Origin of the sequence: Tenacibaculum sp. MAR_2009_124, assembly GCF_900105455.1 — a bacterium.
GTDB lineage: Bacteria > Bacteroidota > Bacteroidia > Flavobacteriales > Flavobacteriaceae > Polaribacter.
This window is the reverse complement of sequence record NZ_FNSF01000005.1, coordinates 657,711-680,024: the sequence shown is the minus strand read 5'-3', so window position 1 is coordinate 680,024 and position 22,314 is coordinate 657,711. Positions and strand designations below refer to the sequence as shown.

Sequence of the window (22,314 nt, the reverse complement as noted above, 5' to 3'; positions counted from 1 at the left end):
ATGAAAACAGAAGTAACTAAATTGTTAAAAGAAATGCTTAGGTATTTAAAAACTCGTAAAAATTTAAGTGATAAGGGTTATTTAAAAAAGGCGCATGACGAAATAGATGGTAGTTCAGGAGTATTTTCTCTTGTTGTTAAGTTGGCTAATTGGTTGGATCCTATTGAGCTTAGTCTTTCAGATGGTGATTCGAAAGAACTTAAATTGAGAGGTAATGAGGGTTTGGATTATGGTAGTTCTATAAAAGATATGGAGGCTTTTTTTCGAAACTGCCCTGAATTGAATCTTGTATTTAGATTGGAAAAGGAGGTAGTTTATTTTAGTCCAGATCTATCTGAGGATGAACAAATTGAAATTAGAGAATTTGTTAAAGAAAACCGAGAAAGAAATGCTACTAATTTTTATATTCCTGTAAAAAAACAAGATTAAAAGGGTGTTAGTAATTGAAGAGGATAATTCGTATTAAGAAAAATATCTTGGGTTCGGTTGATATCATGAAGATATTATTATGTTAACAGATCAGGAAATGTTAGATGTTGCTCAAAAGTATATTGAAAAGAAGGCGAAGATGACAAATTTACCTTTAATTTTATATAAGAGGGTAACTAAAAGAGATTATGGGAATATTTATGGCTATACAAGTAAAGATTATTTTGAAACTAAGGAAGAAAAATATGCAATAGCTGGAAATGCTCCTTTCTTAGTGGAGAAAGAAACAGGAAGAGTTGTTAATTTTGGCACGGCTTTTCAAGTTGAGGAATATATAAAGGCTTATGAAAATAATACGATGTCAAAGAGTTTAGATCTCTATTGGTATCCCGACGAAGATCGGTTTGATTATAAGTAATTAAGAGTTTTTGATTGTATAAATAAGAAACGAACTGTAGTTAAGTAACTACAGTTCGTTTCTTTGTGATAACTTAGCAGTATCACAAAATAATAATTAATTTGTATTCAATTTAGCTTTGTGGTTTTGAACTATTTGGTAATAGCAAATAGCCTAATTCAAACTAAAACTCCAATAAAAAGCACTCTTTGCTTTTTTGCTTGGAACGTAAAACTTAAAGGCTTCTTTCGAAGATTCGTAAATAAACAACATAGTGATAATATTTAGGGGTTATTGTTGCGTAAAATTATGATTTACTGTTATATAGTCGGAGTATGTAGTATTTCTTTGCAAGATTTTGACAAAAAAAAGATACTTTTTGACACCCGCTGCCGCACGAATCCTTTCGTGTGGTTTAGGGTAGAATATGGAGTACATTTTGAAGTAAATTAGGTTATAGAGTTATTGTTGTCCGATAAAAACTATAATAACGATTTTATAAGCTGTTACCCGCGATAAAATGGTTGTTTTTTACGACTTTCAAAAAGTAAGCCTCTTGTTAGCGCTCGTCTTTGACGAGTGCTTGCAGCATAATGTTTCATCTAAGTAATCGGTATTACTTTTTGAAGGTTTTCATCTTATAATAATATTAAATAGCGTATTAGACTTTTCTCAGCGTTTACAGCACTCGACGCAGTCGAGCGCTAGCAGGGATTCCAACTCAGGCATATTTTACATTGAGACAAATGAAATTGTTAAATATACCTGAAGGAGGAATTGAGAAAGTTAAAATGTCTCAGATTCAAAACTTAGAAACCATGGGGTATTTAACTAAAGTTGCAAAGGAAAAAGGAATTACTGATTTTACTAACCTTAATGTCCTGGAAGCTCCAAGTATGAATTATGTTAAGACAACTATGTTACAGGCTGGATATAACCTAGATGAAGCTAATATAGTTTTTACTGATATAACTCAGTTTTTTAAAATTAAGGAGTTAAAATCTTTCGGCTTTAATATTTCTGAGGATTTTATGAAAAAATATAATTTAGGATTAGATGATGAGTTATTGATTAACTTTAATATAGAGATAAAAACAAAAAACTTAAAAAAACAATAGAATGATATCGATAAAAATTTTAACGCAACAAAGCCATGAAGAATTAGCATTTTTTGATTTACCTAATGTTTTTGCTCAGATAGGGCAGCTGTTAGGATATGAATTGGAAGAGGTAAGAGTGTTTGATGCTAATTTTAATGGTTATTATTTGATGCCAAATAAAGATTATATGAATGGTCTTTTGACAAAGGAAAATGCCAAAAACGTATTCTTACTGGGGGTTCCTAACTCAATTATACCTGAAGTCTTTGATGATTATAATGTTTTTGGTTTAACTCAATTACGATTTACTTTAAGCACTAGTAGAAATTTTTTTGCACCTGATGATTTTCTTCAAAAAAAAGGATTTGAAAATGTTATGAAATATAATAAAGGGTATTCTATGGCGTATTTTCCGGAATTTGACAATCAAGATAATGCTTTGGCCCAAACTATTGTAAGATATATTACAATATATGATGAGTATACAAAAAAAGAATAGACTAACTCAGATGCCGCACGAATCCTTTCGTGTGGTTTAGGGTAGAATATGGAGTACATTTTGAAGTAAATTAGGTTATAGAGTTATTGTTGTCCGATAAAAACTATAATAACGATTTTATAAGCTGTTACTCGCGATAAAATGGTTGTTTTTTATGATTTTCAAAAAGTAAGCCTCTTGTTAGCGCTCGTCTTTGACGAGTGCTTGCAGCATAATGTTTCATCTAAGTAATCGGTATTACTTTTTGAAGGTTTTCATCTTATAACAATATTAAATAGCGTATTAGACTTTTCTCAGAGTTTACAGCACTCGACGCAGTCGAGCGCTAACAGGGGTAAGGTATTTCGAAAGAGAGTTTCAAATTATAACAAAACAATAAGTCGATTTCGAAACTTTTGAGGAAATGATTGAATTTATTAAAGAGAATTATAACAACAAGAAATGAAAACCATTATAAGAGAATTATTATCGGATATGTTAAATTATATATCTGACGAAAGGGGTAGGTTAAAATATTTAGGGGGAATTGATGTCGATTCTGAGGCTAATCAGTATTATCATCAAATAAGAGATCTTGTTGAATGGTTGGATTTACGAATGATAAAAACTTTAAAGCTTGACCCTAAGAAGTTAAGTTTAATAAAAGAAAATTCTGTAAATCCTCAGAGGTATGTTGATAGGATGATTTCGTTGTTTAAGAAGTGTCCAGAGTTGAACGAACTCTTTCGATTAGATGATGAGTATGTTTATTTTAATTTGAGTGTGTCTGAACGAGAACAAAATGCGATTAGGCAATTTATAGATGAAAACCGAGAACGAAAGGTTACTAATTTTTACATTCCAGTAAAAGAAAGAAAAAAATAAATTAACAAGAATATTTGTGAGGCTTTTGAATTGTTTTAGGGGAGGTTTTAAATGAACGTAATAGGAGTTGGGAATTATTATTAAAGGAAAAAGAGGGGTTTAAGAGTTTCGTTAAAAAATGGAGCAGAAAGAGTGTTTCTAAACTAGAAAAGAGATAGATTGTTATAATAACTGTTTCATAGATGCATTTTATAAAACGTGCATCTATGAAAGAGTATTATTTGACAATTAAATGTTTAATTCAAGCTAAAACTCCAATAAAAAGCACTCTTTGCGTTTATTGAAGAAGTTATAGAAGAAATAAAAAATTTAATAAAAAAAGAATAATGAAGCCAGAAATAAAAGAGTTATTATACAATTTAACAGGAGGAGCGAATGTTAAAAAATTATTACATGAGGCATACGGAAAAATGGACTCACTTGATATATCAATATGTGTTGATCGCTTGTTATTTTGGAATCGTGTTGTTTGCTCAGGAGAAAGTGATTATGGGCAATATTTCGAAAAGGAATACTTACTAATTGGAGCCGAAATTGAGCGTTTTTCGAAATTATTCGAGTATAGCCCTGTGTTATTCAAAGTGTTTGCTTTTGATGGTAAAAAAGTAATATATAATGAAGAATTAACTGAAGATGAGATACGGGAAATACGCAAGTATATTTATGATAGAAGGCGTAAAAAACGTTTTATATTTGGACCTCGGATTCGCCAAAAAAAAGAATAGACTACTTTAAGTTTGTAATTTGGAATTGTATTCTTTATAGGTATAAGTGTGGTTAGATTTCTATTGATATACTGATGAAGATCGCTACGATTATAAGTAATTAAGAGTTTTTGATTGTATAAATAAGAAACGAACTGTAGTTAAGTAATTACAGTTCGTTTCTTTGTGATAACTTAGCAGTATCACAAAATAATAATTAACTTGTATTCGATTTAGCTTTTTGGTTTTGAGCTATTTGGTAATAGCAAATAGCCTAATTCAAGCTAAAACTCCAATAAAAAGCCCTCTTTGCTTTTTTGCTTGGAACGTAAAACTTAAAGGTTTCTTTCGAAGATTCGTAAATAAACAACATAGTGATAATATTTAGGGGTTATTGTTACGTAAAATTATGATTTACTGTAATATAGTCGGAGTGTGTAGTGTTTCTTTGCAGTGTTTTTACTAAAAAACGATACTTTTTGACGATTATGGAAATGAAAATGATGATGTTTTTCTTTAGTTGAATTATAAAAATTAATAACGGCCTTAGTTTATGGTCTCATTTTTCTTATGAAGAAGAAAAGAGAAAAAAGCGTTTCATTGCAGTAGTTTTAATTTGTAGATAGTATTTGTCAACATGTTGAGGTTTAGTTAAGTGGGTTTGTGGTAACTTGATTTTTTGTTAGTAATTAAGTTGTTTACGACTAACTTTTTAGCAAAATGGCAAATTTTAAAAGTGTTAAATCTATTAATATGGCTAACATTTGCTTTTACATAATGCTTACGAGTTCATCTATTTTTATAATTTTATAGTTTCTTTTAAAACATACCAACGGTGGCTGTACAAGACATAAAAACATATACCTTTAATAATGTATTTTCCTTGCAACAAGTTGTGTTTGAAAAGGCTTGTGTTTTAAATAAAGAGGAACAAATTGATTCCTATAAAATTGTTTGGATTAAAGAAGGTAAAGGAGTTTATAATATCGATTTTGAAAGTTATGAATTTAATGGAAATGTATTGTTTTTCCTTTCCCCTGGCCAAGTATTTTCGGTAGAGTCTGAAAAAATAAAAGAAGCATATCAATTAAGTTTTACGAGAGATTTTTATTGTATACAGGCTCATGATGCGGAAGTTGCTTGCAATGGTGTGTTGTTTAATAATATATACAAAACTCCCTTTGTTTCTCCTTGTGAAAAGGATACTAAAAAACTGGACTTTATATTAGAAAGTTTAATTGAAGAGTTTGAGCAAGAAGAAACTGCTCAATATGATATGTTGCAATCGTATTTAAGGCAGTTTATAGTTTGCTCCGTTCGTGTTAAAAAGGAGTACGAAATAATTAAAGATGATGCAGAAACTAAACTGTATAAAGACTTTAGTTTATTAGTAGAGCAAAACTTTAAAAAAATGCATAGTGTTACCGATTATGCAAATAGATTAGGCTTGTCTCCAAAGTCTCTCAGTAAGCACTTTCAAAAAATAGGAAGTCAAACTCCAAGTGATTTTATTAAAAATAGAATTGTAACAGAAGCTAAAAGACAGTTGTTGTATTCTAACGAAACAATAAAGTATGTAGCATTTGATTTAGGATTTAATGATCCAGCTTATTTCTCTCGCTTTTTTACGAAAGCAACGGGAAAATCACCAAAGCAATTTCAAAAGACCGCATAAATCTTCATTATTGGAGTTAATTGAGCTGGCGAAATTAAAAACTCCCGAGCCAAAAGACAAAACTCCCGAGCCAAAAGACAAAACTCCCGAGCCAAAAGACAAAACTCCCGAGCCAAAAGACAAAACTCCCGAGCCAAAAGACAAAACTCCCGAGCCAAAAGACAAAACTCCCGAGCCAAAAGACAAAACTCCCGAGCCAAAAGACAAAACTCCCGAGCCAAAAGACAAAACTCCCGAGCCAAAAGACAAAACTCCCGAGCCAAAAGACAAAACTCCCGAGCCAAAAGACAAAACTCTTACTCAAAATTTAAAATTTACAACTCAAAACTTTTAATTTTTTATTCAATTCTAAGGTCAAATAGCAATAATTAACTGCAAAAACCTTCCCTTTTCCCATTTGTCCAAGTCATAGGAACCTTTGTCCATTTTTTGAGGTCTATTCTGGTCGCATCTTTGTATCAGAAATAAAAACCAAATAATATGAAGTCAGAAAAAACAAATTGCCCGAACTGTTGGGGATATCAAGAATACGAAGATTCAGCAAATAACAATCAGTGTAAAAATTTAAGTAATAAAATAAATAACCTATAAAATTAAAAATTATGAGTACAAGATTAGAAACTTTAGACCCAGAAACAACTACAGGAAAATCGAAAGAGTTATTTGATGCAGTAAATAAAAAATTAGGATTTATTCCTAATCTTATTAAGGTGTTTGGAAATTCACCAGCAACGTTACAAACGTATTTAAGCTTAGGAGAGTTAACTGCTAGTGGGAACTTCTCAAACAAATTTAGAGAGCAGTTAGCATTGGCTATCGCCGAAGAAAATACGTGTAACTACTGTTTATCAGCGCATACAGCTATTGGTAAAATGAATGGTTTATCGGAAGGTGAAATTGAAAACAATAGAAAAGGAGAAGCTTCTGATGAAAAAATAAAAGCAGGATTACAGTTTGCACAAAGCGTTACAAAAAATAAAGGAAATGTAACTTCAGAGGAATTAAAAGCGGTAAAAGATGCTGGTTATAATGATGGAGATGTTTTAGAGATAGTGTTAAACGTAGTAGCAAACACGTTAACAAACTATGTAAATCATATTGCTGAAACAGAAATTGATTTCCCTAAAGTAGAGGCAGGAAAGTATGCGGTAAACGCATAATAGAATACTATATAAATACATAAATAGAAATGAGAAAAATAATAGCAACATTAGTTTTATTGGTAGGATTTGCATTCCAAGGAAATGCACAAAAAGTGAAAACAGTGGCTCTTGAACAGACAGAAGGAGAGTTTACTCAAAAATCAATAACACTTTCAGAAGGAACGTATGTTTTTGAGATAGCAAATAATGAGGTAGGACGTGATGTAGGGTTTGTATTGGCTCCAGAAGGAAAAACTGATCAAGCTAATCATATCAAAAACGCATATGTTACTTCTTTAGTGAAAAAAAATGGGAAATCTAAAACAAAAGAAGTAACTCTAAAAAAAGGGAAATACGTTTACTTTTGCCCCTTAAATCCAACGCCACAGTATACGCTTACTGTTAAATAATTAAAGTGATAATAATAGGTTTTAGTTTTTAGATTATACAATTGAATTTAATGAGTATGCTTAGGATGAAAAATATACAAATGTTTTGTATAGTTGTTTAAAGGGAACATTTTCAAATGTATAATTTTGGAAAGGGGTATTCGAAAGAGTACCCCTTTTTTTTTAGATGTATTTTGTTCTTTTTTAAATCCTGTTAAGGGTGTTTTGTGTACGCTTAGGTCTTGATTTGCTGCTTTTAAGGTTTTTTTTCTTCTGTGATTCTAGAAAATTTCGAACTTGGGTTTGTATTTCCTTCTAGATTGCTCCCTTTTGAGAGTTTATTAATTAACCATAATAAAAACTAAAAAATTATGTCTACAGTGAATCCACAAATTACTGATGGGGTAACCATGAGTATGGAACAAGCTAACAAATTAATGCATGATGTAAGTACCACAGAGTCTAACACTTCGAAATTAGAAGAAGATGTAAAAGCGTTAGATCAAGAATTGCAAATCATAGATAAAGATTTAACCATTTCTAAAAAAATTAACACCACTTTGAGCGACTTAGATTCGGCGTTAAACGAGGCAGTTGAGCTGCTAGAGGTTGTCTCAATTATTCCGGAAATTGGAGCCGAGGCATCTGAGCTTAAAAATGTGCTGAGTACCTTTAAGGAACCAATCGATGAGGCACTTTCCGTATCAAACAAAGTTGAAAAAGTAGTAGGGCCAATTAGAAATGGAATTGAGAAAGTGGAGCCAAAAGTGGCCCAATTGGACCAGCTCCTACTGAAATTGATGAATGCTGAAAATCAATTTGTTGCTACTTTAGGAAGTGCAATACATTGTATTAATGCATTGCCAGAATCTTCGATTAAATCTGGTTTAGAAAGCCAGTTAGATAATGCTTCAAGCAAGGTTGATCCAACAGTTTTGAAGTTCGATAGTATACAAGTTCAAATACTAAATGCGATAAATGACGCTCAAGAAGAAGCGGAAAATGTAAAACATTTGGTGATGGGCTTGGTAAGTTTACAAAACCAAATAAATGCAGTAATGAATGTATTAAACCCTTTAATTTCACAATTAAATGCGGTAAAAAGTGCGTTAAGTCATACAATACGTGTTCCTTATGGAGGGTATCCTAAAATATGTCATAAGTGGGGTGTTCCTTACCCTTGCGGGTGGCATACAGTGTATTTTTCATTTAGTGTTGAACAAATTATCAGGGGTGGATTAAGTGTTATTGGTCCCGTAATGGATTTGTTAAACAAAGCAATGAGAGCCGTGTTGAATCCAATATTAAAGGCCTTGCATTTAAACATTCATTTACCATCCATTCCAGGGTTAAGTATTCTGTCCGATTTATCAGAAGAATTAAGTTCGTTTTCAGATAAGGTACTTCAGCCAATAGAAAACTTGGTGAATCAAATAAATGTTTTCGAAGGGGCATATAACAATATTGAAAGCTTTATTCAAGAAGTTGAAAAAATTAATAAAGCATGTACTTTACAGCATAAGTAATGCAGAGATAATAATACCAGCAATTTTAAATGGTAAATAAAAAGAGCGAGTTAAAAACTCAGTCATGGTCGGAAGAAATTCCGACCATTTATTTTTAAGTTTCAAAATGATCTAAATTTCCATCACAAATTACCACAATCATAGCAATGGCTAAATTTCTGAGTTCCATTTTAAACCTTCTTTTAGCCGTTTTATACCCAATATTGTTAGCTTTTTTATAGATTGCTATTAACATTGCTACAATTAAAGTCATATATAGAACTACTTTGATTCCGTTTTTATTCAAAGATACTAAGTGACTTACATTTAGTTCTTGCTTTATAAAGCGAAAAAAGACCTCAATATCCCATCTCTTTCTATAGGCTTGCGTAATTTCCTTAGCAGAGAGATCAAATTGATTAGAAATAAAACAAAATTCTTTGTGATCTTCAGTTTTTGTTTTTGCAACAATCAAACGTAAAGGAGTCTTTACTAACTCTTGTTTATAGTGAATATTTCCTCTCTTATTATTTATAGCTTTACCAGTATACAGATATACTTTACTATCTTTTATAAGGCTTAACTCTCCTAGGTCAGAGTTTTGATTTTTATCGAGTAAAGATTCCAATTCTACATATTTTCTATTTTCTTTTGCTCTAGCAATAAAATAAATATCATTACCACTAAAATCTTTCATGGTTCTGGTAGATTGAAGACCTCTATCAATGACGTAAATATTTTTATGATTTTTGTGTTGTTTTACATGATCCATTATAACTTCAGGCAAAGCCATATCTTCACTGGAATACTTAGGTTCTGTAAACACTTTAAACTCACAAGGCAATAAACCATCAAAGGTAATAGTATATTTAACAGATTTCTTACCATTTTTATGATCAATTCCTTCTAATAATTTACTAGCAGCTTCACTAACCATCGAGCTATCCACATGAACTAATTGATGTTTTTCGTTATTAGAAGTCATTGGATAAGCATCGTGAAACTGGCTATAAATGCATTGATATATTTGAGCGAAATAATCGGAATCAATTTTAGATAACCTTTCTGAGATAGAACTTCTTCTGATGGATTCTGATTTATCTAAATTGAAAAGAGTTTTAAACAGAGAATCATTAAAAGTATCTTCTAAGGTACGTTGACTTAATTTTTCGTTTTCTACAATACCATAAAGCAACAAATAAAACATTTTTTTACCATGAAGCACTTTGGTGTAATAATCCACATTAGTTGTGGATGATAATTTAGATAAAAGAGCTTCTGGAATAATACCTAATAATTCTTTTACGGATATTTTATGATCTTTAAATACTGACATAATAGCTTAATTATCAGTATATAAGATACAAAAAACAATACTCAAAAACAAGTTAAACAACTGAAAAACAGCAGGTTAAAATAATTTTTTTTTTATTTCTTAGAAACAAAAAAAGTCGGAAGAAAAATCTTCCGACCATGACTGGTTAAAAACTCGCTCTTTTATATTCGTGATATTACTTACAAACAATGCCTTGTTTGTTGAGTTCTTTTATATTACTTAGGTTATTTTCTTTTATCGTATCTTTTTTAAACAAAAAGGTTTTATCATAAAGCGTATTGTTTTCAAAAAAGGTCACTTGAAACCTATTGTCTAGAGCAAATAGTTCGGGTTGAATTAATTCTATTTTAGCTGAAGATTGTCCAGGTAGTAAATCTATTTTCTTTCTGAATACAGAAGTGGTTTTTGTTTCTGAAAATCCTTGAGAAACGATAACAACCATTTCCAATGGAGTTTCTTTTTTATTAATCAGATAAACAATCCACTCATCAACATTATGAGCTTCATTGTACTCTAGGGCAATGGCCATTTCAATATCGGTTACTTTTGGAATATGAATATCTTTTTTCATCGGTTTAGGTTGTTTTTTATAAAAAAAGTTGCAAAGCATGATAGCTTCGCAACCTTATTTTAATATGTTGTAAAACTTGAGAGAGAATTGAGCTCTTACAAATAGTTTTTGTATTAAATAACAGATTTAAACTGATCTAAAAATCGTTTATCATTCTCGTAAAACATTCTAATATCAGGAATTTGATATAAAAGCATGGCAATTCGCTCAATACCCATTCCAAAAGCATACCCAGAATATTTAGTAGGATCAATATTACAGTTCTTCAAAACATTCGGATCTACCATTCCACAGCCCATAATTTCTAACCATCCAGTTCCTTTGGTAATTCTATAATCTGTTTCTGTTTCTAGTCCCCAGTAAATATCAACTTCAGCACTTGGTTCGGTAAATGGAAAGTATGACGGACGTAAACGGATCTTAGATTTTCCAAACATTTCTTTCGTGAAATACAATAATGTTTGTTTTAAATCGGCAAAAGAAACATCAGTGTCAATATATAATCCTTCAACTTGGTGAAAAATACAGTGAGCACGTGCAGAAATATCTTCATTACGGAACACTCTACCTGGAGAAATAGTTCGAATAGGAGGTTCGTTATTTTCCATATAACGCACCTGAACTGATGAGGTATGAGTTCTTAATAAAGTATCTGGATTTTTTTCAATGAAAAAAGTATCCTGCATATCACGTGCTGGGTGGTATTCGGGTAAGTTTAAAGCCGTAAAATTATGCCAATCATCTTCAATCTCTGGCCCTTCTGAAACGGTAAAACCAATTCGGTTAAAAACCTCAATAATTTGGTTTTTAACAATTGAAATTGGATGACGAGATCCTAACTCAATAGGTTCAGCAGGTCTGGTTAAATCACCGTACTTACCTTTATCCTCTATAGCACTCTCAATAGCTTCATTTAATTCGGTAACCTTAGCTTCAGCAGAGTTTTTCAAATTATTCAAGGCCTGTCCAAAGTCTTTACGCAATTCCGCATCAACATTTTTAAACTCAGCAAAAAGATCCTTTAATAATCCTTTACTTCCTAAATATTTAATTCGAAAAGCCTCTATTTCTTCTTTAGATGTAGCTTGAAACGTCTTAACGTCCCCTATTAGTTCCTTTACCTTATCTAACATTATGTATTAATCACAAAAATTAAGTGGCAAATTTACGGTTTTTTAGTTAAAAAATCATGGGATTTTAAGGAATAACGAAAACGTTGTAGAATACATTAAAATAAACAAAAAAATTGAATTTAACAAATTGTAAATTAACTATCTTTGCTGCGTAAAATTGTTAAAATTTAATAACAGAACAACTAAAAGGTTTATGGAGTCTAAAATAAATGCTTTTATGGATTACGTTAAAGAACGTAATGCATATGAACCAGAGTTTTTGCAAGCTGTACACGAAGTAGCAGAAACAGTAATTCCGTTCATTGAAAATAATCCAAAATATCAAGGTAAAAAATTATTAGAGCGTATGGTTGAGCCAGAGCGTGTAATAATGTTTAGAGTACCTTGGGTAGATGATAATGGAGAAACTCAAGTTAATAGAGGATATAGAGTTGAATTTAATTCGGCAATTGGTCCATATAAAGGAGGGTTACGTTTTCATCCATCGGTAAACTTATCAATCTTAAAGTTCTTAGGTTTTGAGCAAGTTTTCAAAAATTCTTTAACAACATTGCCAATGGGTGGTGGTAAAGGAGGTTCTGACTTTAACCCTAAAGGAAAGTCGGATCGTGAAGTTATGGGATTCTGTCAATCTTTTATGACTGAACTATCTCGTCACATTGGTCCTGATACAGATGTTCCTGCTGGAGATATCGGTGTTGGAGGCCGTGAAATCGGATATATGTTCGGTCAATACAAGCGTTTACGTAATGAATTTACTGGTGTGTTAACTGGTAAGGGTGCTAGTTGGGGAGGATCATTAATCCGTCCTGAAGCTACTGGTTACGGTAATGTATACTTTGCTCAGAATATGTTAAACACTAAAAACGATTCTTTCGAAGGGAAAATCGTAGCGGTTTCTGGTTCTGGTAACGTAGCGCAATTTGCAACTGAAAAAGTAACTGAATTAGGTGGTAAAGTAGTTACCTTATCAGATTCATCTGGATATATATACGATGAAGCTGGAATCGATGCTGAGAAATTAGCATTTGTTATGGAGCTGAAAAACGTAAAGCGAGGTAGAATTCACGAGTACGTTGAAAAATACCCATCGGCTAAATTCTTTAAAGGAGAAAGACCTTGGAGTGTTAAGTGTGATGTAGCGTTGCCATGTGCAACTCAAAATGAATTAAATGGAGAAGAAGCAAAAACGTTAGTTGCAAACGGATGTGTTTGTGTTTCTGAAGGAGCGAATATGCCTTCTACTCCAGAAGCTGTTGAAGTATTCCAAGAAGCTAAGATTTTCTTTGCACCAGGAAAAGCGTCTAATGCTGGAGGTGTAGCAACTTCTGGTTTAGAAATGTCTCAAAATTCATTACGTTTATCATGGACACGTGAAGAAGTTGATAGTAAATTACATGCAATCATGAATAGCATTCACGAAGCTTGTGTGAAATATGGTACACAAGAAGGTGGATATGTTGATTACGTAAAAGGAGCGAATGTTGCTGGATTTGTAAAAGTAGCTGAAGCAATGATCGACCAAGGAGTGGTTTAAATTACTTTCCTTAGCGTTATAAATAGAAAGAAAAACCTCATGAATTAGTTTAAAACTAACACGTGAGGTTTTTTTATTGTATAAGATGCCTCGTTTCGAAACAAAAATAAATAGGGCTATTTTCTAATAGCGATAGGGTCAGGGTCATTGTCTTTATCCTGAACAAACCCATCACCACTAACACCACCTGTTAATAGAAGTCCACAAACGTGGGGCGAAGCCATTGATGTTCCGCTAATGGTGTTATAACCTCCACTTTTCCAAGTAGATTTAATCGAAGTTCCAGGTGCTGCATAATCTACAGGGTCTCCATAGTTTGAAGATGAAGCTAGCACTTCGTTAATTGTCATATTTGATATTGTGTAAACATTTGGATGATTAACTCTTGCTGGAGAGTAAAAAGAACAATCGTCATCTGAGTTACCAGCTGCTATAGCAATGTTAATACCAGAAGAGGCTACATTTAGTGTAGCTTGATCAACTGCTGAGTCAGTGTATCTTGATCTTGGTCCTAAACTCATGTTTACAGCGTCACCTGCGCTTCCGTTAGCAGCTACGTAGTCAAGAGCTTGTACAGTCCAAGAAAATTGTCCACTACCTCTACTGTCAAGTACCTTTAAAGCAACTAAATTAGCGCCTGGAGCTACCCCGATTACACCTATGCTATTGTCAAGTGCACCAACGGTTCCAGCAACATGTGAACCATGTCCGTTTCCATCATCGGCTGATCTAGCATCTTTTCCTGATGTTACGAAGGTTCTGCTTCTGCCAGTATCAACGTTTAAGTCTGGGTGGTCTAAATCTATCCCAGAGTCTATGATCCATGCCGTTTTACCAACTCCGCTAGCAGCACCTCCTACTCGTGTAATACCCCAAGGAGTTTCTTGTGGAGTACTTCCACCACCACCTCCTGGCTTACCTTTTTTCGGTGCCAAGGTAATCATGTAGTCTTCTTCAATTCTTTTGACTCTTGGATCATTTTTTAACTCCTCAATCTGTGCTTTTGTTAATTTCGCTACAAACCCTTCTAAGGCATATCCGAAGGTCGCTTTAATGTTGTCATTCTCGATTTTTAGCGTTTGGAATTTATTGCTTACTTCACTTTTAAGCGTTTCAATAGACGCGTTGTAGGCTCTTTTGCTACCTCTGGAAGAAGGTTGGCTTAAAGTTCCTTTTTTTAATGTGATAATGTATTGATTGCTAATGGTTTTAGCTTCATTATCAATTGCATTTTCATCAGAAGGGCTGTTTAATGTGTCTTGGTCATTACACCCAATAAAAATTGCTCCAAAAATCATCAGAGCAGCTACTTTCAAATTTGTTTTTTTCATTCTGTTAGAAAGGTAAAAAGTTAATAATTGTATTCAATTTTTGCTAAATTAATGTTTTTTAGTTGTGTTTAATGATATATGTGTTGTAATTAATTGTGTTTTTTGCAAAATCTATAAATTTTAACTTGCTAATCAATGAGAAAATTCAATTTTTACATTGATTAAGAATATGTATCTTTACTGATTAAGAAAATATTCAAGAAGGAAAAATAAATAACTTAAAATCAACAAAATGCAGGCATTTCTTGATACTGAATGTGTTCAGATTTAAGAAGTGTTGGTAAAAATATAAACATAAATTATGGGTTGTAGCAGTTGCTCAACTAACAAAAGCGGTGTCCCAAATGGTTGCAAAAGCAATGGGAATTGTGCCACAGGATCATGTAGTAGTGGAACAAAATTAGCTGTTTTTGATTGGTTATCAAATATGACTTTACCTACGGGTGAAGCTCCATTTAATATATACGAGGTTCGTTTTAAAAACGGAAGAAAACATTTTTATAGAAACGCAGAGAAGCTAAGTGTCTCAATGGGAGACGCAGTAGCGGTGGAAGGCTCTTCTGGGCATGACGTTGGTATAGTATCTTTAGCAGGTGAACTTGTAAAAGTTCAGATGAGAAAGAGAAAAATAAGTGCCGATAGCGAGGATGTAAAGAAGATATACCGAAAGGCTTCACAAAAAGATATTGATGTTTGGCAATCGGCAAGAGAACGCGAAAAAGAAACACAACGTAGAGGAAGAGAAATTATAGGGAAGTTGGGCTTAAAAATGAAACTTTCTGATGTAGAATATCAGGGAGATGGAACAAAAGCAACTTTTTACTACACAGCAGATGATCGTGTTGATTTTCGTCAATTAATTAGAGATTTAGCGAGTGCTTTTTCTATCCGAGTAGAAATGAAACAGGTTGGAATGAGACAAGAAGCTGCCAGATTAGGTGGTGTAGGTTCTTGTGGTAGAGAGTTATGCTGCTCTACCTGGCTAACCGATTTTAGAAAGGTAAATACAGCTTCAGCAAGATATCAACAGTTATCACTTAACCCATTAAAATTAGCAGGGCAATGTGGTAAATTAAAATGCTGTTTAAATTTTGAATTAGATTCTTATTTAGACGCGTTAAAACAGTTTCCAAAGCAAGATTTGGTGTTAAAAACCGAAAAAGGAGAGGCCATTTTTGTGAAGATGGATATTTTTAAAGAATTGCTTTGGTATACTTATAAAGAAGAAAGTTATAAGTGGTTTAAGTTGTCTTTAGATCAAGTTCAAGAAATCATTGAATTAAATGAGGCAGATGAATTAGGTTCTCCACTCGAGGAATATGAATTAGAAGTAATAGAAGAGCCTAAACAAGATTTTGAAAATGTTGTAGGTCAAGACAGTTTAACAAGATTCGATACTCCGAAAAAACCAAGAAGAAATAGGAAAAGATCAAAAAAAGGAGGAAATAATAAACAACAGCCAAGTAACAAGGCTAAAGATCAAGGAAGAACTCAAAAAGTTGATGGTAAAAAGCCTCAAAATAAAAAAGGAGGGAATAGCAACAATCAAGGTAGAAAACCGAATCAACAAACTCCTAAAAAAGGAGCTCAGAATAGCAATAAACCGCAAAACAATAACAATAAAAGAAGAAAAAATAACAACAATAATAATCAAAAGGCGGAACCAAAAAAGAATACAACGATAAAACCCGAAAGTAAGGATAATAAGCCGCAAAATAATACCAATAAGAGAAGAAGAAATAACAATAACAATAAACAAAGGTCGGAACTAAAACAGAACACAACTCCAAAGGCTGAAAACAAGGAGAAAAAACCACAAAACAATAACAACGAGAGAAGAAGAAATAATAACAATAATAAAAGAAGAAACAATAACAAAAATAATGCTGAAAACGATAAGCAAAAGTAAATTTATAATTGGTAGTTTAATAGCGGCAGTACTTTTTATTTCTTGTGATAAAAAAAGGGTTTTTGATGAATATTTATCATTGACTGATCAAAAATGGAGTAAGAATAACGAATTAAAATTTACGTTTTCAGTTGAAGATACCTTAAATCAAAAGAACCTGTTTATCAATATTAGAAATAATAAAGATTATGGTTACAGCAATTTGTTTGTAATTACCCAGATAGATTTCCCAGATGGAAATTTAGTAGTGGATACATTAGAGTACGATATGGCTGATGCTACAGGGAAGTTTTTGGGAGAAGGGTTTTCAGATATTAAAGAAAGTAAACTATACTATAAAGAGAATATACTATTTCCAACGAAGGGAAACTATACCTTTAAAATTCGACAAGCTATGAGAAAAAATGGAGAAGTTAGCGGGATTGAATATTTAGAAGGAGTTACTGATGTTGGATTCAGAATTGAAAAAACAAAGTAATGACAGAGGGAAAAACAACAAACTTTAGAAAATACATAAAGTGGTTTTGGGGAATTATTTTAGGAGGTTTTTTATTTATTTGCCTTCTATTTTTAATGGCTTCTTGGGGAGTATTTGGACCATTACCAACTTTTGAGGAACTTGAAAACCCCAAAAGTGATTTAGCTACTGAAGTGATTTCTGCTGATGGAAAAACATTAGGAAAATACTACGTAAAAGCAAATAGAACCCCAATTAAATATAAAGATTTACCAGATAATTTAATAAAAGCATTGGTGTCTACTGAAGACGAGCGCTTTTATGACCATTCAGGAATAGATTTTAAAGGGCTTGCTAGAGCTATTGCAAAAATGGGTGCTGGAGGAGGAGCCAGTACTATTACACAACAGTTAGCGAAAAACCTTTTTACCAAAAGAGCTTCTTCAAATAAGTTCAAAAGAATTATTCAGAAGATGATGGAGTGGGTAGTATCTGTTAGGTTAGAGCGTCAGTATACCAAAGATGAAATACTTACTATGTATCTGAATACGCAAGATTTTATCTTCAATGCTGTAGGAATTCGTTCAGCAGCAAGGATTTATTTCGGAAAGGAACCTAAAGATTTGGATATACAGGAATCGGCCATTATTGTAGCAATGCTTAAAAATCCTAGACAATTTAACCCTTATAGAGAAATTTCAAAGAAGAAGTCATTACGTCGAAGAAATGTTGTTTTCTCACAAATGAAAAAGAATGGATTTTTAACCGAGAAACAAAAAGATTCGTTTCAGAAACTTCCTTTAAAAATAAACTTTACTCCCGAAAGTCATAGTGATGGTTTAGCTACTTATTTTAGGGAGAATTTAAAGCAGCTTTTAAAAAGATGGGCGAAAAATAATTTAAAGCCAGATGGAGAAGCTTACAATATTTATAAAGATGGATTGAAAGTGCATGTAACTATTGATTCACGCATGCAAAAGTATGCCGAAGATGCATTGAAATCGCATATGGCGAATCTTCAATCTTTCTTTCATAAAGAACAAAAGAAAAACAAAAATGCTCCATTTTACGATTTAGATAAGCAACAAATTGCTAGTACGATTAGAAGAGCCAAGCAAAATTCTGATCGTTATAGACAAATGAAGGCAAAAGGAGCTAGTGAAAGCGAAATTGAAAAAGCTTTCAATACCGAAACAGAAATGAGGGTGTTCTCTTGGAAAGGAGATCGTGACACCGTAATGACACCGTACGATTCTATAAGATATTACAAGCATTTCCTTAGATCAGGGTTGGTTTCTATTGAGCCACAAACAGGACATATTAAAGCTTGGGTTGGTGGTATCAGTCATAAGTACTTTAAGTATGATGCAGTTGAGCAACAAAAAAGACAGGTTGGATCTACCTTTAAACCATTTGTATATGCTACTGCAATTAATCAGTTGAAGATGTCACCTTGTGATAAGTTACCAAATACGCCATATACAATACCAAAAGAGAAATATGGGATGCCTAAAGATTGGACTCCGAAAAACTCTAATAATAAGTATGGAGGTGAGCTGACATTAAAAGCGGCATTAGCGAATTCAACGAATGTAGTTACCGCTCAGTTAATTGATAAGGTTTCTCCAATAAACGTAGCCAGATTGGCTCAATCGGCAGGTATTAAATCTAAAATTGAAGCGAATCCTTCAATTGCTCTTGGATCAGTAGATTTATCGTTGATAGAAATGGTTAGCGCTTATTCTACATTTGCGAATAAAGGATTACGAGTGAGTCCAATGATGATTACCAGAATTGAAGATAAAAATGGAACTGTTTTAGAGGAATTTGTTCCAGAAACAAAGGAGGTTTTAAGTGAAGAATCTGCTTATGTTATTTTAGATTTAATGAAAGGAGTTACCCAATCAGGTTCAGGAGCTAGATTACGTTCTGGATGGACAAGACAGAATAAAGAAAGCACAGGGTTCCCTTATAAATTTACCAATCCTATTGCTGGGAAAACAGGAACAACTCAGAACCAATCTGATGGATGGTTTATGGGAATTGTACCGAATTTAGCAACGGGAGTTTGGACTGGAGGTGAAGACAGAGCAACCCATTTCTATGGAATAGGAAGAGGTCAAGGAGCTACCATGTCATTGCCAACTTGGGCATTATTTATGCAAAAATGTTATGCTGATGAAACGTTAACTATCAGTCAGAAAGATTTTAAAAAACCATCAGGAGAATTAACAATCAACTTAGATTGTTCAAAGACTTCTGAGGAGAAAGATGGTAAGGAAATTGATGGTGAGGACGGTGAAAATGAAGATACAGATTTTTAAAACAAACAGCTATATATGATCAATAAAGAAGTAAAAAACGTTCAAGAGGCGGTAGCTGGTGTAAAGGATGGAATGACTTTAATGTTAGGTGGATTTGGATTATGTGGAATTCCTGAAAATGCCATTGCTGAACTAGTGCGACTTGGAGTTAAAGATGTTACCTGTATTTCTAATAACGCAGGCGTGGATGATTTTGGATTAGGATTATTATTACAGAATCGTCAAATAAAAAAAATGATTTCATCATATGTTGGTGAAAACGACGAATTTGAACGTCAAATGTTATCGGGTGAGTTAGAAGTAGAATTAACTCCTCAAGGAACTTTGGCAGAGAAGTGTAGAGCTGCTCAAGCTGGCTTCCCAGCCTTTTATACGCCTGCTGGATACGGAACAGAAGTGGCCGAAGGTAAAGAAGTAAGAGAGTTTGACGGTAAAATGTATGTGTTAGAACCAGCTTTTAAGGCGAATTTTTCATTTGTAAAAGCTTGGAAGGGTGATGCTGCTGGAAATTTAGTTTTCAAGGGCACGTCAAGAAACTTTAATCCGAATATGTGTGGAGCTGCGACTATTACTGTGGCTGAGGTGGAAGAGTTGGTTCCTGTAGGAGAATTGGACCCTAATAATATTCATATTCCAGGGATTTTTGTACAACGTATTTTTCAAGGCGAAAAATATGAGAAAAGAATTGAACAACGTACTGTTCGTCAACGTGGTTAATAGTTTAATGTAATAATAGAACAGTGTGTAAATGAAAAATCCAGCGGTTGAGAAATCCATTGAATTAGCACTGTTAATTATTGAGTATTGCGAGATACTAGAAAAGGAAAGAAAGTTTGTAGTATCAAAGCAATTATTAAAATCAGGAACAAGTATTGGAGCTAATATACATGAAGCTCAGAATGCCGAAAGTAAATCTGATTTTATACATAAAATTAAAATCGCGACGAAAGAATTAGAAGAGACCAAATATTGGTTAATTCTTTGTGAAAGAACAGAAAGTTATCCAACGGACTTAATGTTGAGGAAGAAACTTGAGGAACTTGGATTGATTTTATACAAAATACTGAGTACTAGTATTAAGAATAGGAGATAGGAAATGGTTGGCTAATAAAGAAGATCGATTATAAACATTGAAATTTTAATGATTGTTAAATAGTATAATTGTTACATTAAAGCTTATTATACTGGTACATTCATACATTATTAAATTGATACATTAGAAAATGTTAGATAAAAACGGAATCGCTAAACGAATAGCAAAAGAGGTAAAAAATGGGTACTATGTAAACCTTGGAATTGGAATTCCAACATTAGTAGCCAATTTTGTTCGTGATGATATTGAGGTTGAATTTCAAAGTGAAAATGGGGTTTTAGGAATGGGACCATTTCCTTTTGAAGGTGAGGAAGATGCGGATGTTATAAATGCCGGAAAACAGACAATAACAACACTTCCAGGAGCTAGTTTCTTTGATTCAGCAACTAGTTTTTCTATGATTCGAGGGAAACACGTTCATTTAACTATTTTAGGAGCTATGGAAGTAGCGGAAAATGGTGATATTGCCAATTGGAAAATTCCTGGTAAAATGGTAAAAGGAATGGGAGGAGCTATGGATTTAGTAGCGAGTGCTGACAATATTATAGTAGCAATGATGCACACAAACAAACGTGGAGAATCAAAGCTATTAAAAAAGTGTTCTTTACCATTAACAGGAGTAGGTTGTGTAACTAAAATAGTAACCAATTTGGCCGTTTTGGAAATTAAGGATAATACTTTTTATTTATTAGAAAGAGCACCAGGTGTTTCTGTAGAAGAAATTCAAAAGGCAACAGAAGGGACTCTAGTTATAAATGGTGAAGTGCCTGAAATGGATATTTAAAACCGAATCATGCATCCTTACTACTGAAGGCTTTGGTTAAGACTAAGACTTCCTTGGTTTTTGATTGATCTTGGAATTGCCAATAAAGGTAGAAACTGCGAAGAGGTCGGGGCAAATCATAAATGGTTTAACTTTAATCGTAAAGAAAAGGGGTGTTATTACTGTAAAGTTATTACAGATAAATCCGAAAATGATTTTGTGGAGGTTACCAAAACAAAAGAATTAGAACAAGCAATAACCTCAGGGCAAGCCCATAAGGTATTCAAAGGAAACAAGTTTAAAAATTTCGACTAAAGCGTCGGAGCATTTAAATCTCACTTAGTGAGTAAAACGAAACAATGAAAATAATCTCATATAACGTAAACGGCATACGGGCAGCAATAAAAAAAGGGTTTTTAGAATGGCTTAAACAAGCAAATCCAGATGTGATTTGTATTCAAGAAACCAAAGCTCAGAAAGAACAGCTAAATGCCGACGATTTTACCGATGCTGGATACCCTTTTCAATATTGGTTCTCAGCTCAAAAAAAAGGATATTCAGGAGTTGCTGTTTTTTGTAAAACAGAGCCGAATCATATTGAATATGGAACGGGAATTGAAAGCATGGATTTTGAAGGTCGTAACTTGCGGGTAGATTATGATGGTATTTCCATTATGAGTTTATATTTACCTTCTGGGACAAATAGTGATCGATTAAACTTTAAGTTTAACTACATGGACGAGTTTCATGAGTACGTGAACAAACTCAGAAAGGACGTTCCGAATGTTGTAATTTGTGGAGACTATAATATTTGTCATGAAGAAATTGACATTCACAATCCTAAAATGAAAGGAGTATCTGGATTTTTACCTGAAGAACGTGAATGGATAGGGAAGTTTATTGATAGTGGGTTTATTGATAGTTTCCGTCATTTAAATAAAGAGCCACACCATTACAGTTGGTGGAGTTACCGCGCTAATTCTCGTGCTAATAATAAGGGATGGAGAATTGACTATTGTATGGTAGCAGATCCTTTAAAAGATAAAATAGAAAGAGCATATATTTTGCCAGAAGCTAAACATTCTGATCATTGTCCTATTGTGGTCGAAATAAATGCTTAACAACGTTAACCCCAAGGCGCACAATAACATGCGCT

Annotated in this window: 24 protein-coding genes; 20 read left to right on the top strand and 4 right to left on the bottom strand. The window is 33.0% G+C overall.

Annotated elements, in window-relative coordinates; all coding sequences use genetic code 11:
* The 11 genes from BLW23_RS13695 to BLW23_RS13645 all read left to right on the top strand — a co-directional run bounded on the left by BLW23_RS13695 (window position 1) and on the right by BLW23_RS13645 (window position 8,725).
* The gene (locus BLW23_RS13695; RefSeq protein ID WP_093670772.1) at window positions 1-429 is read left to right on the top strand and encodes a hypothetical protein; all 429 of its coding nucleotides are present in this window, start codon (window positions 1-3) and stop codon (window positions 427-429) included.
* Window positions 430-508: 79 nt separating this feature from the next.
* Complete coding sequence (locus BLW23_RS13690; RefSeq protein WP_093670770.1) at window positions 509-847, top strand: YrhB domain-containing protein; 339 nt, start codon at window positions 509-511, stop codon at window positions 845-847.
* A 725-nt stretch (window positions 848-1,572) separates the two neighbouring features.
* A complete protein-coding gene (locus BLW23_RS13685; protein ID WP_093670768.1) occupies window positions 1,573-1,944 on the top strand; it encodes a hypothetical protein in 372 nt (123 codons plus the stop codon).
* A 1-nt stretch (window position 1,945) separates the two neighbouring features.
* Window positions 1,946-2,425, top strand: coding sequence for a hypothetical protein (locus BLW23_RS13680; protein WP_093670766.1), 480 nt, complete (start codon window positions 1,946-1,948; stop codon window positions 2,423-2,425).
* Window positions 2,426-2,866: 441 nt separating this feature from the next.
* A complete protein-coding gene (locus BLW23_RS13675) occupies window positions 2,867-3,289 on the top strand; it encodes a hypothetical protein (protein WP_093670764.1) in 423 nt (140 codons plus the stop codon).
* A gap of 326 nt (window positions 3,290-3,615) precedes the next feature.
* Window positions 3,616-4,014: a hypothetical protein gene (locus tag BLW23_RS13670; protein WP_093670762.1), complete on the top strand. Its 399-nt coding sequence runs from the start codon at window positions 3,616-3,618 to the stop codon at window positions 4,012-4,014.
* A gap of 814 nt (window positions 4,015-4,828) precedes the next feature.
* Entirely contained in the window at window positions 4,829-5,668 is an 840-nt protein-coding gene (locus BLW23_RS13665; protein WP_093670760.1) for a helix-turn-helix domain-containing protein, read from the top strand.
* Between the two features lie 10 nt (window positions 5,669-5,678).
* Window positions 5,679-6,002 carry a hypothetical protein gene (locus BLW23_RS13660; RefSeq protein ID WP_218134054.1) on the top strand — a complete coding sequence of 108 codons (324 nt, stop codon included), beginning with the start codon at window positions 5,679-5,681 and terminating at the stop codon, window positions 6,000-6,002.
* A 268-nt stretch (window positions 6,003-6,270) separates the two neighbouring features.
* Entirely contained in the window at window positions 6,271-6,828 is a 558-nt protein-coding gene (locus tag BLW23_RS13655; protein ID WP_093670758.1) for a carboxymuconolactone decarboxylase family protein, read from the top strand.
* A 29-nt stretch (window positions 6,829-6,857) separates the two neighbouring features.
* Window positions 6,858-7,220, top strand: coding sequence for a cupredoxin domain-containing protein (locus BLW23_RS13650; protein ID WP_093670756.1), 363 nt, complete (start codon window positions 6,858-6,860; stop codon window positions 7,218-7,220).
* A 350-nt stretch (window positions 7,221-7,570) separates the two neighbouring features.
* Window positions 7,571-8,725: a hypothetical protein gene (locus tag BLW23_RS13645; RefSeq protein WP_093670754.1), complete on the top strand. Its 1,155-nt coding sequence runs from the start codon at window positions 7,571-7,573 to the stop codon at window positions 8,723-8,725.
* 94 nt (window positions 8,726-8,819) lie between these two features.
* Here BLW23_RS13645 and BLW23_RS13640 read toward each other — a convergent pair whose 3' ends face one another.
* From BLW23_RS13640 to pheS, 3 genes are all read right to left on the bottom strand, one after another.
* Window positions 8,820-10,040, bottom strand: coding sequence for an IS4 family transposase (locus BLW23_RS13640; protein ID WP_093667314.1), 1,221 nt, complete (start codon window positions 10,038-10,040; stop codon window positions 8,820-8,822).
* A gap of 175 nt (window positions 10,041-10,215) precedes the next feature.
* On the bottom strand, window positions 10,216-10,611 hold the full coding sequence (locus BLW23_RS13635) for a hypothetical protein (protein ID WP_093670752.1): 396 nt from the start codon (window positions 10,609-10,611) through the stop codon (window positions 10,216-10,218).
* Between the two features lie 113 nt (window positions 10,612-10,724).
* Complete coding sequence (gene pheS / locus BLW23_RS13630; RefSeq protein WP_093670750.1) at window positions 10,725-11,744, bottom strand: phenylalanine--tRNA ligase subunit alpha; 1,020 nt, start codon at window positions 11,742-11,744, stop codon at window positions 10,725-10,727.
* Between the two features lie 193 nt (window positions 11,745-11,937).
* Between pheS and gdhA the strand changes: the two genes are divergently transcribed.
* Entirely contained in the window at window positions 11,938-13,281 is a 1,344-nt protein-coding gene (gene gdhA / locus BLW23_RS13625) for an NADP-specific glutamate dehydrogenase (RefSeq protein ID WP_093670748.1), read from the top strand.
* Between the two features lie 116 nt (window positions 13,282-13,397).
* Here the strand turns inward: gdhA and BLW23_RS13620 are convergent, their stop codons facing one another.
* A complete protein-coding gene (locus tag BLW23_RS13620; protein ID WP_093670746.1) occupies window positions 13,398-14,612 on the bottom strand; it encodes a S8 family serine peptidase in 1,215 nt (404 codons plus the stop codon).
* A gap of 301 nt (window positions 14,613-14,913) precedes the next feature.
* Here BLW23_RS13620 and BLW23_RS13615 point away from each other — a divergent pair, with 301 nt between their 5' ends.
* The 8 genes from BLW23_RS13615 to BLW23_RS13580 all read left to right on the top strand — a co-directional run bounded on the left by BLW23_RS13615 (window position 14,914) and on the right by BLW23_RS13580 (window position 22,279).
* A complete protein-coding gene (locus BLW23_RS13615; RefSeq protein ID WP_093670743.1) occupies window positions 14,914-16,521 on the top strand; it encodes a PSP1 domain-containing protein in 1,608 nt (535 codons plus the stop codon).
* Window positions 16,496-16,999: a gliding motility lipoprotein GldH gene (locus BLW23_RS13610; RefSeq protein WP_093670741.1), complete on the top strand. Its 504-nt coding sequence runs from the start codon at window positions 16,496-16,498 to the stop codon at window positions 16,997-16,999. Before BLW23_RS13615 ends, BLW23_RS13610 begins: the two co-directional genes overlap by 26 nt.
* Window positions 16,999-19,302: a penicillin-binding protein 1A gene (locus tag BLW23_RS13605; RefSeq protein ID WP_093670739.1), complete on the top strand. Its 2,304-nt coding sequence runs from the start codon at window positions 16,999-17,001 to the stop codon at window positions 19,300-19,302. Before BLW23_RS13610 ends, BLW23_RS13605 begins: the two co-directional genes overlap by 1 nt.
* Window positions 19,303-19,317: 15 nt before the next feature.
* A complete protein-coding gene (locus BLW23_RS13600; protein WP_093670737.1) occupies window positions 19,318-20,019 on the top strand; it encodes a CoA transferase subunit A in 702 nt (233 codons plus the stop codon).
* A gap of 31 nt (window positions 20,020-20,050) precedes the next feature.
* A complete protein-coding gene (locus BLW23_RS13595; RefSeq protein WP_093670735.1) occupies window positions 20,051-20,395 on the top strand; it encodes a four helix bundle protein in 345 nt (114 codons plus the stop codon).
* A gap of 130 nt (window positions 20,396-20,525) precedes the next feature.
* A complete protein-coding gene (locus BLW23_RS13590; protein ID WP_093670733.1) occupies window positions 20,526-21,179 on the top strand; it encodes a 3-oxoacid CoA-transferase subunit B in 654 nt (217 codons plus the stop codon).
* A 60-nt stretch (window positions 21,180-21,239) separates the two neighbouring features.
* Window positions 21,240-21,473: a hypothetical protein gene (locus BLW23_RS13585; RefSeq protein ID WP_093670731.1), complete on the top strand. Its 234-nt coding sequence runs from the start codon at window positions 21,240-21,242 to the stop codon at window positions 21,471-21,473.
* A gap of 44 nt (window positions 21,474-21,517) precedes the next feature.
* Window positions 21,518-22,279, top strand: a complete 762-nt coding sequence (locus tag BLW23_RS13580) for an exodeoxyribonuclease III (RefSeq protein ID WP_093670729.1) — start codon at window positions 21,518-21,520, stop codon at window positions 22,277-22,279.
* The last annotated feature ends 35 nt before the right edge of the window (window positions 22,280-22,314 follow it).

Bases quoted from the DNA above. Each gene is read 5' to 3' on its own strand.
- BLW23_RS13695 (WP_093670772.1), top strand. From the start codon at position 1: ATGAAAACAGAAGTAACTAAATTGTTAAAAGAAATGCTTAGGTATTTA.
- BLW23_RS13690 (WP_093670770.1), top strand. From the start codon at position 509: ATGTTAACAGATCAGGAAATGTTAGATGTTGCTCAAAAGTATATTGAA.
- BLW23_RS13685 (WP_093670768.1), top strand. From the start codon at position 1,573: ATGAAATTGTTAAATATACCTGAAGGAGGAATTGAGAAAGTTAAAATG.
- BLW23_RS13680 (WP_093670766.1), top strand. From the start codon at position 1,946: ATGATATCGATAAAAATTTTAACGCAACAAAGCCATGAAGAATTAGCA.
- BLW23_RS13675 (WP_093670764.1), top strand. From the start codon at position 2,867: ATGAAAACCATTATAAGAGAATTATTATCGGATATGTTAAATTATATA.
- BLW23_RS13670 (WP_093670762.1), top strand. From the start codon at position 3,616: ATGAAGCCAGAAATAAAAGAGTTATTATACAATTTAACAGGAGGAGCG.
- BLW23_RS13655 (WP_093670758.1), top strand. From the start codon at position 6,271: ATGAGTACAAGATTAGAAACTTTAGACCCAGAAACAACTACAGGAAAA.
- BLW23_RS13650 (WP_093670756.1), top strand. From the start codon at position 6,858: ATGAGAAAAATAATAGCAACATTAGTTTTATTGGTAGGATTTGCATTC.
- BLW23_RS13645 (WP_093670754.1), top strand. From the start codon at position 7,571: ATGTCTACAGTGAATCCACAAATTACTGATGGGGTAACCATGAGTATG.
- BLW23_RS13640 (WP_093667314.1), bottom strand. From the start codon at position 10,040: ATGTCAGTATTTAAAGATCATAAAATATCCGTAAAAGAATTATTAGGT.
- BLW23_RS13635 (WP_093670752.1), bottom strand. From the start codon at position 10,611: ATGAAAAAAGATATTCATATTCCAAAAGTAACCGATATTGAAATGGCC.
- pheS (WP_093670750.1), bottom strand. From the start codon at position 11,744: ATGTTAGATAAGGTAAAGGAACTAATAGGGGACGTTAAGACGTTTCAA.
- gdhA (WP_093670748.1), top strand. From the start codon at position 11,938: ATGGAGTCTAAAATAAATGCTTTTATGGATTACGTTAAAGAACGTAAT.
- BLW23_RS13620 (WP_093670746.1), bottom strand. From the start codon at position 14,612: ATGAAAAAAACAAATTTGAAAGTAGCTGCTCTGATGATTTTTGGAGCA.
- BLW23_RS13615 (WP_093670743.1), top strand. From the start codon at position 14,914: ATGGGTTGTAGCAGTTGCTCAACTAACAAAAGCGGTGTCCCAAATGGT.
- BLW23_RS13610 (WP_093670741.1), top strand. From the start codon at position 16,496: ATGCTGAAAACGATAAGCAAAAGTAAATTTATAATTGGTAGTTTAATA.
- BLW23_RS13605 (WP_093670739.1), top strand. From the start codon at position 16,999: ATGACAGAGGGAAAAACAACAAACTTTAGAAAATACATAAAGTGGTTT.
- BLW23_RS13600 (WP_093670737.1), top strand. From the start codon at position 19,318: ATGATCAATAAAGAAGTAAAAAACGTTCAAGAGGCGGTAGCTGGTGTA.
- BLW23_RS13595 (WP_093670735.1), top strand. From the start codon at position 20,051: ATGAAAAATCCAGCGGTTGAGAAATCCATTGAATTAGCACTGTTAATT.
- BLW23_RS13590 (WP_093670733.1), top strand. From the start codon at position 20,526: ATGTTAGATAAAAACGGAATCGCTAAACGAATAGCAAAAGAGGTAAAA.
- BLW23_RS13580 (WP_093670729.1), top strand. From the start codon at position 21,518: ATGAAAATAATCTCATATAACGTAAACGGCATACGGGCAGCAATAAAA.